Genomic DNA, 14,178 nt, shown 5'->3' on the forward strand with positions numbered 1-14,178 from the left:
ACCGTACTCTCAGAAACCGATCCAGGCGAATACTGTTCTGCAATGGATCACAACATAAGATTCCCGCTGAATATAAGAAATAAGGAGCAGGCATGAAAGGATTGACCATTCAGCAGATGGCCATCGGAGACAGCGCCACATTCACCAAAACCGTTTCCGAAAGTGATGTCTACCAGTTTGCAGGAATTACGGGTGATTTCAACCCGGCTCACATCAATGAGGAGTACGCCAAGGATACGGTTTTTAAAACCCGCATCGCCCATGGTATGCTGAGTGCCGGTTTTATTTCTACGGTCCTTGGCACCCGACTTCCGGGACCAGGTACCATCTATCTGCGCCAGGAACTGAAGTTTCTTGCGCCCGTGCGCATTGGAGATACCATCACAGCAAAGGCAGAGATTACAGGCCTTGTGCTTGAAAAGAATCGGGTGACCCTGAGAACCACCTGCACCAATCAGGAAGGGGTTCTGGTGGTGGACGGGGAAGCCCTGATGAGTCCGCCGAAAGCCTGATCTTGTCCCTTGTTTCATTCTGGGAAAGCGGACATAGAAAAAAGCATGCGCCCCCTTTTCAGGAAAGCGCATGCAAGGTTCAATGGAATACCAAAGGGTTGCAGCGCTTCATGCGAAGGCTGCAATCCTTTTTTATTTTGCCGCCCTCAGAGCCGCCTGGGCTGCGGAAAGGCGGGCGATGGGAATCCGGAAGGGAGAACAGCTCACATAGGTGAGGTCGTTCGCGTAACAGAACGCCACGGAGGCAGGGTCTCCACCCTGTTCGCCACAGATCCCGATTTTCAGATCCGGTCTGGTTTTCCGTCCTCGCTCAACGGAATACTGGATGAGCTGGCCCACCCCATCCTGATCAATGGTTTGGAAAGGGTCGGCTTCAAGAATGCCGGAATCCAGATATTCGGACATGAAACCGCCGGTATCATCCCGGCTGAAACCAAAGGTCATCTGGGTGAGGTCATTGGTGCCAAAGGAGAAGAACTCGGCAATCTCCGCCATCCTGTTTGCCAGAAGGGCGGCTCTGGGAATTTCAATCATAGTGCCATATTTGTAGTCAATGGCAGTAAGGTTGAAGGCTTTCAGAACATCCCCATAAACCTTGTCTGTGATGGCCTTGGCAATGACCAGCTCCTTCACATCACAGGTGACAGGGACCATAATTTCCGGCAGTGGTTTTTTTCCTTCACGGAGCAGCTCGGCCGCAGCTTCCAGAATGGCCCGGACCTGCATTTCAGTAATTTCCGGGTAGGTGATCCCCAGACGCACGCCTCTATGCCCCATCATGGGATTGCTTTCCTGCAGCTCCGCCCCCCGCCTGGCCACATCACTCACATCAATACCAAGGGCCAGGGCCAGCTCTTTCTGGTGCGCTTCCCCATGGGGAACAAACTCATGCAGGGGGGGATCCAGAAGGCGGATGGTGACGGGCATGCCGTCCATGGTTTCCAGGGTTTCCCGGATGTCCTTTTTCATAAAGGGGAAAAGTTCTTCCAGGGCATGACGGCGCTCATCCTCCGTATCACTGAGAATCATTTTGCGCAGGAGAAAAAGGGGTTTTTCGGAGTCTGTTCCATAAAACATATGCTCGGTGCGGAAAAGCCCAATTCCTTCGGCGCCATACTCCAGGGCGACGCGGGTGTCCTGGGGGCTATCCGCATTGGTGCGGACTCCAAGTGTTCTGTATTTATCCACAATGGACATAAAGGCTTTGAATCTGGGGTTTTCCGTGGCGTCCACCATCTTGAGAGCCCCTTCATAGACAAGTCCCTTGGATCCGTTGAGGGTCACCACATCGCCCTCTTTATAGACCTTGCCTCCGATGCGCATCTCCTTGGCCCTGGTGTCAAGGCGAATCATGGCGGCTCCCACGATGCAGCATTTTCCCCAGCCTCTGGCTACCAGGGCGGCATGACTGGTCATCCCCCCACGTGCGGTAAGAATGCCTTCGGCCGCACGCATGCCCTCCACATCTTCGGGATTGGTTTCCTCGCGTACGAGAATCACCTGTTTGCCCTGTTTCTGCCAGTCCACCGCATCCTGGGCAGTAAATACGATCTGACCAAAAGCGCCTCCAGGTCCTGCAGGAAGGCCTTTGGCGATGAGAGGGGCCGACTTTTCATGGTCAGGATCCACAACCGGGTGCAGCAGTTCATCAAGCTGGGCGGGCTTGACCCGCATGACACAGGTTTTCTCGTCAATGAGGCCTTCGGTGAGCATGTCCATGGCCATGTTCAGGGCCGCAGGACCTGTTCTTTTCCCCACACGGCACTGGAGCATGTACAGACGCTTTTCCTGGATGGTAAACTCGATGTCGAGCATATCCCGGTAGTGTTTTTCAAGATTTTCCCGGATGGTGCAGAGTTCCTGATAAACAGCGGGCATTTCTTCCTCAAGGGAAGGCAGGTGGGCATTCTGGTCGTTTTTGGTATCTGTGTTCAGGGGATTGGGGGTACGGATACCTGCAACAACATCCTCACCCTGGGCATTGGGAAGCCATTCTCCATAAAAGCGGTTTTCTCCGTTGGCCGGATTTCGGGTGAAAGCAACGCCTGTGGCGGATGTGGATCCCATGTTGCCAAAGACCATGCTCTGCACCGTGCATGCCGTTCCCCATTGATCGGGAATGCCTTCGATGCGGCGATAGGCAATGGCCCGACGGCCGTTCCAGCTCTTGAAAACCGCACCAATGGATCCCCAGAGCTGATCCTCGGGCTTATCAGGAAAAGCGACCCCCAGAACTTCTTTAACCTTTTCCTTGAAGGTCTCACAGAGAGCTTTCAGTTCTTCTGCGGGGATGTCCGTGTCGCTGAGGTAGCCTTTTTTCTCCTTCAGCGCTTCCATGATATGATCCAGCTGGCTGCGGATGCCCATGCCATCAACAGGCTCAATGCCCTCAGCTTTTTCCATAACCACATCGGAATACATCATGATGAGCCTGCGGTAGGCATCATAGACAAAACGTTCGTTACCGGTTTTTTTGATCAAGCCCGGGATGGTATCGGGACAAAGGCCCACATTGAGTACGGTTTCCATCATACCTGGCATGGACTGACGGGCGCCGGAGCGGCAAGAAACCAGAAGAGGATTTGAAGCATCCCCGAATTTCATGCCCATGCCGTCTTCAACATGCTTCAGTGCGGCACTCACCTGCTCACGCAGCGCCGAAGGATAGACTCCGCCGGAAGACAGAAAATCGTTACAGCAGGCCGTACTCAGGGTGAATCCTGCAGGGACGGGGAGTCCCATTTGGGCCATTTCCGCAAGATTGGCACCTTTTCCGCCCAGAAGATCGGCCTGGGTCGCATCGCCATCTGCCTTTCCGTTACCGAAACCGTAAACGTAGGTCGTCATGCTTTTTCCTTCCTTTCCAAAAAACAGCAAGCCTGATAAAAGTGTCTTTTTGTGGGCGTAAGGTCCGTTTCCAAAGTCCACAGCCAGGATGGCGATGGCGCGGACAAGCAAAGAGAGATGCTTTTATGGCTGAAGATGCCAATGCCCTTTCCACGGATGGTAGTAAAAAATATATTTTTTACCCCGGACGGGATTCCACTGGTATTTTTTACTGTATATTCCATTGGTTATGAAAAATTATACAAGAAAGAAATATACGGATCTGCGCATTGCATCCACAAAATCCCTTTCTTCTAGGGAGAATCAGCGGGAAGGGGGGATGAATGCCGACCAGGATGCCAGGGACCAGAAATCAGGGTCTCTCTAAGGATTTTTAAAGGTGAAGTCAAGGAAAAACAAGGTTTTTCCTCCCCAGGCCCCAGGCTTTGACGTTTAAAAATACTTTTCCATGCTGCTTTCCCCATGACCCAAGGCGTGGTATGTTCAAGATTTGAAATTTTGCGGGGAACAGGTAGATGGACCTTTTGCCGCATACGGCCTTTGTGTCTTCCCTTTGGTCTCTGAATGCCCAAATAGGCGAACGAGGACTCAAAAAAGGCACCTTAAAAAGATGAAAAATGCCTTTTAACACGCGGCCAGGATCCAGACAAACCCATGGACGGGTATAGATGATACAGATTGAACACCTCAAAAAAAGTTATGGCAACCAGGATCTTTTTGATGATGTCAGCTTCAAGATCAACCCGCGCGAACGCATTGGCCTTGTGGGAAGAAACGGGCATGGAAAGACCACCCTCCTGCGGATTCTTTCGGGGGAAACCCAACCCGATGAGGGGCAGATCCTCATTCCCAGAAATTATCGGATCGGCTATGTAAGCCAGCATCTTCAGTTTTCCCACCCCAGCATCCGTGAGGAAGTTGCCGCAGGACTGCCCAGGGGAGAAGAAGACGCTCTCTGGAAAGTGGAAAAAATTCTCGCAGGCCTGGGATTTTCCGAAAAGGACATGGCCTCTTCTCCCTCAATGTTCTCCGGAGGTTTTCAGATTCGGGTGCATCTGGCCAAGGTCATCGTTTCGGAACCGGATCTCCTGCTCCTTGATGAACCCACCAACTATCTGGACATCACCTCCATCCGATGGATGGAGCGTTTTCTTGCTTCCTGGCCCAGGGAGCTTGTGCTTATCACCCATGATCGCAGTTTCATGGATCGTGTTGTCACCCACGTGGTGGGAATTCATCGAAAACGTATCCGCAAGGTTCCGGGAGACACGGAAAAATATTACGCACAGATGGCCCAGGAAGAAGAAATCTATGAAAAGACCCGCGTCAACGATGAAAAACGCCGAAAAGAAATGGAGTTGTTCATCCGAAGATTCCGGGCCAAGGCCCGACTGGCCGGAATGGTGCAATCCCGCATCAAAGCACTGAATAAAATGGAAAAACGAGATCGTTTGGAAGACATCCGGGATCTTGAGTTTACTTTCCGATATTCACCCTACAAGGGCCGGTACATGCTCCACGCAAAGGATCTCGAGTTTGCCTATGAAGGTCAGCCTCCCCTGATCCGAAACTTTTCCCTCACCCTCAGTGCGGGTGAAAGGGTCTGCATTGTGGGAAAAAACGGCAGGGGAAAAACCACCCTCTTGCAACTTCTTGCGGGTATTGCAAAACCTGACAGCGGAGTACTGACGCCGAGTCCAGGGCTCCAGACGGGCATCTATGAGCAGACCCATATCAGCCACCTCCATCCCAACCGCACCGTGGAAGAAGAAATCCAGGCAGCACACGGTGATTGCGAACGCCAACTGGCGCGCAACATCTGCGGCGCCATGATGTTTGAAGGGGATGAAGCCCTCAAGCCCATCCGCGTCCTCTCCGGTGGTGAAAAGAGCCGGGTGATGCTGGGACGACTCCTTGTGAAACCGAACAACCTGCTTTTTCTGGATGAGCCCACCAACCACCTGGACATGAACAGTTGCGACGCCCTTTTGGAAGCCATTGACGCCTTTGAAGGTACGGTGGTCATGGTCACCCATAACGAAATGTTTCTCCATGCCCTGGCAGACCGCCTTGTGGTTTTCGGAGAAGGGGGGCCTTGGGTTTTTGATGGGGGATATCAGGATTTTCTTGATAAAATCGGTTGGGAGGAAGAACAGGAAGGACGTTCGGTGGGTGCCATGACCACAAGTCTCAGCCTTGCGGCAAAGGCAACCCAGGAAAGGGGCGGGCCCAGCAAAAAGGATCTGCGGAAAATGCGCTCTGAAATCATCCAACGCAAATCCGCAACCTTAAAGCCCTTTGAAAAAAAAATGGATGCGCTGGAAAAACAAATTGAAGATGCTGAAAAAAGCCTCCATGCCCTGACCGTGGACATGCAGGTCTTTGCCCAGAACGGGGAAGGCATGAAAGTGGCTGAAATCTCAAAATCCATAGCCCATATGCAGTCCAGAATAGACGGTTTTTATACCTCTCTGGACGAAGTCACGCGGAGCTATGAAGATCTTAAGGCCTCTTTTGATGAAAAAATGCAGGCTTTGGGAGATGGGGATGCCTGAGTTTTAAAAAAAAAAATCTGCTTTAAAACTGCTAAGGAGTGCGCTGGATGACAAAAGACAATAAAAATCCCCTGGACATCCTCTGGGCCATGGCTCTCATCGGAGCAGGTATTGGCGTCTTCATCAGAATTCCCCAGGTCATGCCGGGGATTCTTGAAATGGAGATTTTTGCAGGCTCTGGTTTTTTCATACGACTCTGCTTTTATCTCATGGGAATCATTCTCATTGGCGGTGGCGTACGTAAACTGTGGTATCGTTTTTTCAAGGCATAGATTCTTTGCATCCGTATTTTGCCCCTTTATGTCTTGTTGCAGCCATAGGACCTGTATTCTGAGGAGCGGATCATGCACCCAGTGGAAAAAAGCCAGGATGTGCAAACCCTCAAGTCCGAGGTCGAATACCGGACACGCCTGCAGGAAATCACCAATAAGATTTACTCTGCCGCACGCATTGATGAGATTTTCATTGATCTCAAAGAGGAAATCACCTCGCTTTTTGCCTGTGAGCGTCTCACCATTTATTATGTGGATGGTATCAAGCGGGAACTTGTTTCCCGATTTAAAAGCGGAGATGAAATCGGGGAAATCCGCGTGCCCATCTCTACCAACAGCATTGCAGGCTATTCTGTATTTAACCAGAAGCTTGTGAATGTGGGCAATGTGTATGATGAAGGAGAGCTCAGACGCATCGACCCCATCCTTTCCTTTGATAAAAGCTGGGATAAGCGTTCAGGTTTTGTCACTCGTCAGGTTCTGGTGGTGCCGATCATCTATAAAAGCTTTCTGCTGGGGGCCTTGCAGCTTATTAACCGCAAAAACGGAACGGTTTTTGATGCGCGGGATGAAATTTATGTCTCGGAGCTGGCGCAGGTGCTGGGGATTGCCCTGCACAATCAGAAAAGACTGGCCAGCAGCCGCAGGGTGACCAAGTTTGATCATCTTCTTGAAAACCATATCATGACCCAAAAGGAACTCAATGATGCGGTCACCCTTGCGAGAAGTCGTAAGACCAGTGTGGAAAGCATCCTGCTTCAGGACTTAAAGATCAGCAAAAAAGATGTGGGCGAATCACTGGCCCGCTTTTACAAGATCGGGTATCAGGCTTACACGGATCTGCTCCCCATTCCCGGAGAATGGCTGGAAGGCCTTAAGGTGGGATTCATGCGGGCCAACTTCTGGGTTCCTGTGGGTACGGAGGACGGCCAGCCCCTCATTGCCATTGACAACCCCCATGACCTGCAGCGTCTCTCAGAGGTTCGCGCCCTTTTTCCCAATCACAGCCCCATTTTCACCTTCTGCTTTCATGATGATATTCTCCGCTTCATTGACCGTTTTTTTCAGCAGAACCAGGATGGGGCATCCATTGATGAGTTGATCTCCCAACTCAAGGAAGCAGCGGAGGAGGAGGAAGAGGCCGAAGCCGGGGTTTCCGAAGAAAGCAGCGCTGTGGTTCAGCTTGTCAATAAAGTAATCCTGGAGGCGCATGCCAGGGGCGCTTCGGACATTCACATTGAGCCCTATCCAGGCAAACAGAGCACCCAGGTCCGTATTCGTGTGGATGGTGCCTGCGCCGTCTACCAGACCATCCCCTACAGCTACAGGAACGCCATTGTTTCCAGAATCAAGATTATGGCGGATCTGGACATTGCCGAACGCAGAAAGCCCCAGGACGGTAAAATCAAGTTCAAGAAATACGGTGGAAAAGACATTGAACTACGCGTGGCCACAGTGCCGACCCAAGGTGCCATGGAGGATGTGGTCATGCGTATTCTCGCTGCGGGTGAACCCATTCCTCTGAACAAGATGGGCTTTTCCCAGCGCAATTATGAGCATTTCATCCAGGCCATTGAACAACCCTATGGCATTATCTTTGTCTGCGGGCCTACGGGCTCCGGTAAAACCACTACCCTGCATTCGGCCTTAGGATATATAAACAAGCCGGAACGTAAAATCTGGACTGCGGAAGATCCCGTTGAAATCACCCAGAGGGGGCTTCGTCAGGTACAGGTCATGCCCAAAATCGGTTTTGATTTTGCAGCGGCCATGCGCTCCTTTCTCAGAGCGGATCCGGATGTCATCATGGTAGGGGAAATGCGGGACAAGGAAACCACGCAGATCGGTATTGAAGCTTCACTCACAGGCCACCTTGTCTTTTCCACCCTGCACACCAACAGCGCGCCGGAGAGCGTGACCCGTCTTCTGGACATGGGAATGGATCCTTTCAATTTTGCCGATGCCATTCTCTGCATTCTGGCCCAACGTCTGGTGCGGACCCTTTGCAAAAACTGCAAGGAAGCATATCAGCCCTCACGGTCTGAGTATGATGAGATCGTTCGGGAATACGGAGAAGGCTTTGAAGAAAAAACCGGACTTTCATATACTCAGGATCTGAAACTCCACAGACCCAAGGGATGTGATCGCTGTAACCACACAGGCTATGCCGGACGTATGGGACTCCATGAGCTTCTTGTGGGCTCGGATTCCATTAAACGGCTCATCCAGCGTAAGGCTCCCATGGAAGAAATCCGGGAGCTGGCCATTGCCGAGGGGATGACAACCCTCAAACAGGATGGAATTGTAAAAATCTTTGGCGGGAATACAGATCTGCTCCAGGTCCGTAAGGTCTGCATCAAATGAGACTTCAGGGGCTATCCGGGTTTTCCGGGACCCTGAACCTGCGGAGCTGTTCTTCGTAGTAGGTTGTATCCTGGCCCCTCTCCCTTTGAAGCCAGAGCGCCCTTTCCGCAAAACCAAGCGCTTCTGTGGCGCGCCCTGTTCTGTGATATCCTTCGGCAAGGGTATCGAGAATGTGGGGTTCTTGTCCTCTGCTTTTCTCCACTGCCTTTTCCGCATAATAGCTTCCAAGGTCAGGATCCGCGACCTTTCTGTCCTCGGCTGTGATGTAAAGCCAGGCAAGGTTATTGAGCAGTTCCGGATCCTCAGGGGTCAGGATCAGGGCCCTGTGATAGGCGCTGCGGGCTTTTTCCCAGGCTTTCTGCTCCTGATAAAGATCCCCAAGGTAACGCAGGACTCCAGGAGTTTCCGGGCTCCGCTCTGCCTCCACTTCAAGACTGCGGGTGAGAAGCCGCAGACGCAGCTCCGTCGCCGCGCCTGTAAAATGCAGATATCCTCCGCCAAGGCCGAGCAGGAAAAGGCCGCAAAGGTAAAGGGCAAGGCTGCGCCTTACCTTGGCGTCATGCTGAAGGATTTTCCGGGGATTCCTTTCACAGGCTTTAAGAAAATCCATGCGCTCTGAAAGACTGAAATGATGCCAGTTGGGTTTATCCGGATCCTGCCCTGTGAGCTGTCCCAGCATTTCAAAGGTATGAATGAGATGATCGGCCCTACCCTGGACACTCAGGGCAAAGACATCGGCCTGGCGTTCAAAATTACGCATGAAAAAACCAAAGACAAAACGAAAATAAAAGAAAAAGAAAAAAAGGGTGAGGGCGATGGCAAGGCCTGTGGCAACACCTGCGGGCGGCAGGAATGGCAGATGGGGAAGGAAAAAAAAGGAAGCACCCAGCAGAAGGCCCTGATAAAAAAAATCAAGCAGGGCCCAGGAGACCAGAAGAAAACCAGCAAGGATCAGGACATATAAGGGCAGGTGATAGCGCTTTGCATGGCCTGCCTCGTGGGCGATGACCGCTTCCAGGGCTTCAGGATAGAGGTGGCGCAAAAGAGCAGGAGTCACAAGAATATAGCGAAAACGGGACCAGGGCCCCATGATACCTGCGGTGAGCATGCGACCGCCAAAAAGCGGCCAGATGAGAATATCCCGGCATCCCGTACCCGTAAGGCGAAGAACCTTCTCAATGCGATGGCGCAGGGGGCCTTGGGGCAAGGGAGTGCAATTCCAGAATTTCTGTATCCCAATGGGCGCAAAAAGAAAGATCGCCAGAAAAAGGCAAAGAAAATAAATGGTTTGACCTGGGGTACTTTTAAAAACTTCCTGAAAGGCAGAAAAGGGCAATAGCAGGAGAAGATCATGGATACCGGAGAGCAGAAACCAGGGCAAAAGGGCGGGCAGGCTGAGCCCCATCTGCTCCCGGATAAAAGCCTTTGCGTCGGTCCCGGTGTAGGCGCCTGCGGATTTTGATGCGAGAAACCATAGGCCGGACTGCAGCAGAAAATAAAAGGCCATGCTGGAAAAATCCCGCAAAAAAGGGAATACCCAAGCAACGACGTCCGGGCAGAGCAACAGGGGCAGATGCAGGATATGGATGAAAAGCGCAAAAAGTATGAGCAGCAAGACCGTCTGTACCTGGAGCCTCCGGTGACAGGCCTCTGCAAAACCTGCATGGAAGGCCCCAAGGGGCAGGGCCATGGCCCGGCGGTTCCAACGGTCAATGAACATAAAAAAAAGCGTTATGCCAAAAAGGATACACAGCCACCGAAGACCAACGGCTCCGGGATTCGCAACCGGGCTGTGGGTGGTGACCAGGACAAGCGCCGCAATGGTGGAGAAGAGGTGATGAAACATGGGGGGCTATTTTCCCTATCTCTGGGGAGCGGGGGCTTTGTAGTAACGATCTCTTTCGCTGTAAATGCACCCGCAGTAGGGCTGGCGATACATACCCCTTTGCCTGGATACCTCAATACCTTCCTGCCAACCCTCCCTGAAATCCCGGTACAAAAAGGTAAGGCCTGTTTTTTTTCCTACGGACTCTCCGATCTCGCGGATGAGGGCATGGTTCTGGAAACGGCTGTAGAGAAGGGTGGAGGAAAAGGCGTCGAACTTTCCCCTTTTGGCCAGCAGGGCAGTGGCGCTGAGACGTTTATGGTAGCAGATTCTGCAACGATCCGGCTCCCGGAAAACCATATCCTGTAAAAATTTTTCGAGAGCATAGTCCTCCTGGAAAATCACCTTCATATCCATTTCCAGGGCATAAGCCCTCAGGGTTTCTTCCCTGCGCAGACATTCAGCGTAGGGGTGGATGTTGTGGCGATAAAAAAAACCCATAACCGTATGCCCCTCCTCCTTCAGTATGCGCAAAGGATAGATGGTACAGGGACCACAGCAGGTGTGGAGCAGGACTTTCATGATATGCTTTACTCCCTGGCTCCGAAAATGGCCGATCCAATGCGGATGAGGGTAGCACCTTCTTCGATGGCCACCCTGAAATCATCGCTCATACCCATGGAAAGGATATGCAGGGGGGCAGGGAGAAGGGCTTTATGGTTTGCGCTCTGCATCAGTTCCCGCAAAAAGGCAAAATGCCTGCGGTTGTCTTCTTCCTTTTCCGCAGGCGGAGGGATGGTCATCAACCCCTGCACGGCAAGGTGGGGGAGATCCGCGAGATCCTTCAGCAGAGAAAACAGATCTTCCGGCGCAAGCCCGGACTTGCTTTCCTCTCCGCCCAGATGGATCTGGACAAGGATTTTCTGGATTTTCCCCATTTTTTCAGCTTGCTTATGAATTTCCTGGGCAAGGCGCAGGGAATCCACGGAATGGATAAGATCGGCCATCTGCACCACAAGACGGGCCTTGTTGCGCTGCAGGTGGCCGATAAAGTGCCAGCAAAGGGAAAGGTCCTGGAGAGTTTCCGCTTTGGATGCCATTTCCTGGACATAGTTCTCACCAAAGATTTCCTGACCTGCGCCATACGCCTCACGGATCAGGGCTTCGGGTTTGGTTTTGCTCACAGCCAAAAGCTTCACTTCCTGGGGCTTTCTGCCGCAGGCAAGACAGGCGTTTCCTATGGCTTCCCTCAGCGTTTCCAGTCTCTGGGCAATCATGGGTGCATCCTCATTTTTTCAGGGCTGGGCAGGATAGGCGGGCAGAATTCCGACCTGGGCAAGGCTTTCCATGACTTCACAGATGGGAAGGCCCACCACATTGGTATAGGATCCGCAGATATTGGGAATAAAGTGGGCGGCAAGACCCTGGATGGCGTAAGCACCCGCCTTGTCATAGGGCTCATCTGTGGCTGTATACCATGCAATCTCCGCATCCGAAAGGATTTTGAAACGTACATCCGTGGAAACCGCATACACAAGGCGCTTTTGCTTTTCATGGCAGAGAAGCGCCACACCGGTGATCACCTGGTGGGTGATGCCGCTGAGCTTGCGTAGCATGGCTTCGGCATCCTCCCGGTCTCTGGGTTTACCGAGTACCTCATGCCCCACAACCACAAGGGTATCTGCGGCAAGCACAAAGCTTTGCGGATGACGCTGGCTCACGATGGCGGCTTTTTCTGCGGCAAGAATCTGGGCCAGCTGACCCGGCGTATCCGCCTGCACACTTTCTTCATCCATATCACTGGAAAGCACGCGGAAAAAAACGCCCGCCTGCGCAAGAAGCTCCCTCCGTCTCGGTGACTGGGAGGCAAGGATCAGTTCAGGGGGATGGGATGGACGCATCTTCATTCTCCTTTGGAAGAATCTTGCATGAGGGCTTCAATGCGGGCAATGTCTTCGGGCAGATCCACTTCCGGGGAATCATGGGAGGTCATCACCACGCGGAGGGTGTATCCCTGCTCTAAAACCCGGAGCTGTTCGAGCTTTTCAATCTCTTCAAGGGTTCCTGTGGGAAGATCCCTGAAAATATCCAGGAAACGCCGGGTATAGGCATAAACACCAAGGTGCTTGATGTAGGTGCAGGGGGTTTCCCGATCCCGGACATGGGGGATGGTGGCCCGGGAAAAATAAAGCGCGTTTCCCCTGGCGTCCATCACCACCTTCACATCTTTGGGATCCGTGATTTCCCTTGGATCCTGGATGACAAAACCCAAGGTGGTCATGGCAAGATCCGACTCCTTCTGAAAAGGTGCCAGAACCTCATCAATGCATCGGGGATGGATGAGGGGCTGGTCACCTTGCACATTGACCAGAAGATCCTCAGGCAAAAGGCCGAGAATGCGGGCAGCATCCGCAACACGATCCGTTCCGGAACGATTTTCAGGCGAGGTGAGTACCGCCCTGCCTCCGAAATTTTCCACAGCTTCAAGAATCCGGACATCGTCGGTGGCCACCACAACGTCGTCCACGGCTGCGGCTCTGCAGCGTTCATATACATGGCGAATCATGGGTTTGCCTGCAAGGGGGCGTAAGGGTTTGCCCTCAAGTCGACTGGAACCCCAACGAGCAGGAATCACAACAATTTTTCTCATAGACACTCCTTATATGGATATTTCAGGCATACCTCTGAAGCCATGAATGAAGGGCGGGCATGCATTTACGGTTTGCCGCGGGAAAGGCCAGGGTCTGCAGTTCATCGGGAAAGATCCAGCGATGTTCCCTCTGGGATAAGAGAGCAGGGATTTTTTCCCGGGTGCGACAGCCAAAGAGGGTCATGGCAATGCGAAAATGGGTATAGGCGTGGCCAATGGTGCAGAGTTTCTCAGGTTTTTCCAGAATCAGTCCTGTCTCCTCCCGCACTTCCCGGATACAGGCCCTTTCCTCACTTTCTCCTTGCTCGCATTTACCCCCCGGAAATTCCCAGAATCCGGGCAGCATGCCGGTTTCCGGCCTTTTGGTGACCAGGATGCGGAAGTTTTCATCCACAATGGCTGCGCAGGCAACGGAAAAAAAAGGAATGGGTCTTTTTTTTTCCCGCAGGGGATACAGCTCCGTTTTTTTCTGTGCCCAAGCCTCACAAAACAAGGAAACAGGGCAGTCTGCACACTTAGGTTTTGCTGGAGAACAGCAGGTGGCTCCAAGCTCCATCACCGCCTGATTGGCGTCCTTGGGATTTTTGGGATCCAGAAGAAGGGAAGCATGGCGCAGATAATGCCTGTGCGCAGTTCCCGCATTAACGGGAAAGGGGTCTGAGAAAAGCCGGGCCATAACCCTTTTCACATTACCGTCCACCACAGCAACCTGTACATGAAAGGCAATGGAAGCCACAGCTGCGGCAATGTATGGTCCCACTCCGGGAAGTTGGCGCAGGTTTTCAGGATCTTCGGGAAGGCGAGACAACCCCTGCTGCCTCAACCTTTGGGCGGTCTTCTGAAGATTGAAAAGTCGTTGATAGTATCCAAGCCCTTCCCAGCTTTTAAGAAGGGATTCGGGTTCGGCCTGGGCCAGAGCATCCAGATCCGGATATTTTTCCATAAAAGCCTGGTAATAGGGAATCACCGTATCCGCGCGGGTTTGCTGGAGCATGACTTCCGAGATCCAGATCGCATAAGGATCCGTGGTGCGTCGCCAGGGCAGATCCCGTTTATGCGTCCTGTACCAGGAAAGGAGGGCCTTTCGAAAAGCCCTGAGCTCATTTTCTTGTGTGGAAAAATGCATGTTTTTTTTCCATAGGATGTTTCATTT

The 14,178-nt window shown here is 52.3% G+C and carries 11 protein-coding genes; 4 read left to right on the forward strand and 7 right to left on the reverse strand.

Annotated elements, in window-relative coordinates; all coding sequences use genetic code 11:
* Nucleotides 1–92 precede the first annotated feature (92 nt).
* Nucleotides 93–512 (forward strand): MaoC family dehydratase, encoded by a 420-nt coding sequence (locus RBR60_RS00755; protein ID WP_320353705.1) that lies wholly within the window; start codon nucleotides 93–95, stop codon nucleotides 510–512.
* A gap of 132 nt (nucleotides 513–644) precedes the next feature.
* Here RBR60_RS00755 and ppdK read toward each other — a convergent pair whose 3' ends face one another.
* A complete protein-coding gene (ppdK, locus tag RBR60_RS00760; RefSeq protein ID WP_320353706.1) occupies nucleotides 645–3,359 on the reverse strand; it encodes a pyruvate, phosphate dikinase in 2,715 nt (904 codons plus the stop codon).
* Nucleotides 3,360–4,027: 668 nt separating this feature from the next.
* Between ppdK and RBR60_RS00765 the strand changes: the two genes are divergently transcribed.
* The 3 genes from RBR60_RS00765 (at nucleotide 4,028) to RBR60_RS00775 (ending at nucleotide 8,550) form a co-directional block, all read left to right on the forward strand.
* Nucleotides 4,028–5,914, forward strand: coding sequence for an ABC-F family ATP-binding cassette domain-containing protein (locus RBR60_RS00765; RefSeq protein ID WP_320353708.1), 1,887 nt, complete (start codon nucleotides 4,028–4,030; stop codon nucleotides 5,912–5,914).
* A 47-nt stretch (nucleotides 5,915–5,961) separates the two neighbouring features.
* A complete protein-coding gene (locus RBR60_RS00770) occupies nucleotides 5,962–6,186 on the forward strand; it encodes a hypothetical protein (protein ID WP_320353709.1) in 225 nt (74 codons plus the stop codon).
* Between the two features lie 72 nt (nucleotides 6,187–6,258).
* Entirely contained in the window at nucleotides 6,259–8,550 is a 2,292-nt protein-coding gene (locus tag RBR60_RS00775; protein WP_320353710.1) for an ATPase, T2SS/T4P/T4SS family, read from the forward strand.
* 4 nt (nucleotides 8,551–8,554) lie between these two features.
* Here RBR60_RS00775 and RBR60_RS00780 read toward each other — a convergent pair whose 3' ends face one another.
* The 6 genes from RBR60_RS00780 to mutY are packed head-to-tail and all read right to left on the reverse strand — an operon-like array spanning nucleotide 8,555 to nucleotide 14,151.
* Nucleotides 8,555–10,396 carry a M48 family metallopeptidase gene (locus RBR60_RS00780; protein ID WP_320353711.1) on the reverse strand — a complete coding sequence of 614 codons (1,842 nt, stop codon included), beginning with the start codon at nucleotides 10,394–10,396 and terminating at the stop codon, nucleotides 8,555–8,557.
* Between the two features lie 15 nt (nucleotides 10,397–10,411).
* Nucleotides 10,412–10,957: an epoxyqueuosine reductase QueH gene (locus tag RBR60_RS00785; RefSeq protein ID WP_320353712.1), complete on the reverse strand. Its 546-nt coding sequence runs from the start codon at nucleotides 10,955–10,957 to the stop codon at nucleotides 10,412–10,414.
* Between the two features lie 8 nt (nucleotides 10,958–10,965).
* On the reverse strand, nucleotides 10,966–11,652 hold the full coding sequence (locus tag RBR60_RS00790) for a YggS family pyridoxal phosphate-dependent enzyme (RefSeq protein ID WP_320353713.1): 687 nt from the start codon (nucleotides 11,650–11,652) through the stop codon (nucleotides 10,966–10,968).
* A gap of 18 nt (nucleotides 11,653–11,670) precedes the next feature.
* A complete protein-coding gene (locus RBR60_RS00795; RefSeq protein ID WP_320353715.1) occupies nucleotides 11,671–12,276 on the reverse strand; it encodes a Maf family protein in 606 nt (201 codons plus the stop codon).
* Between the two features lie 2 nt (nucleotides 12,277–12,278).
* Nucleotides 12,279–13,025: a 3-deoxy-manno-octulosonate cytidylyltransferase gene (kdsB, locus tag RBR60_RS00800; RefSeq protein ID WP_320353717.1), complete on the reverse strand. Its 747-nt coding sequence runs from the start codon at nucleotides 13,023–13,025 to the stop codon at nucleotides 12,279–12,281.
* Between the two features lie 22 nt (nucleotides 13,026–13,047).
* Complete coding sequence (gene mutY, locus RBR60_RS00805) at nucleotides 13,048–14,151, reverse strand: A/G-specific adenine glycosylase (RefSeq protein ID WP_320353719.1); 1,104 nt, start codon at nucleotides 14,149–14,151, stop codon at nucleotides 13,048–13,050.
* Nucleotides 14,152–14,178 lie beyond the last annotated feature (27 nt).

It is taken from the genome of Desulfobotulus sp. (genome assembly GCF_034006065.1).
Lineage (GTDB): Bacteria > Desulfobacterota > Desulfobacteria > Desulfobacterales > ASO4-4 > Desulfobotulus.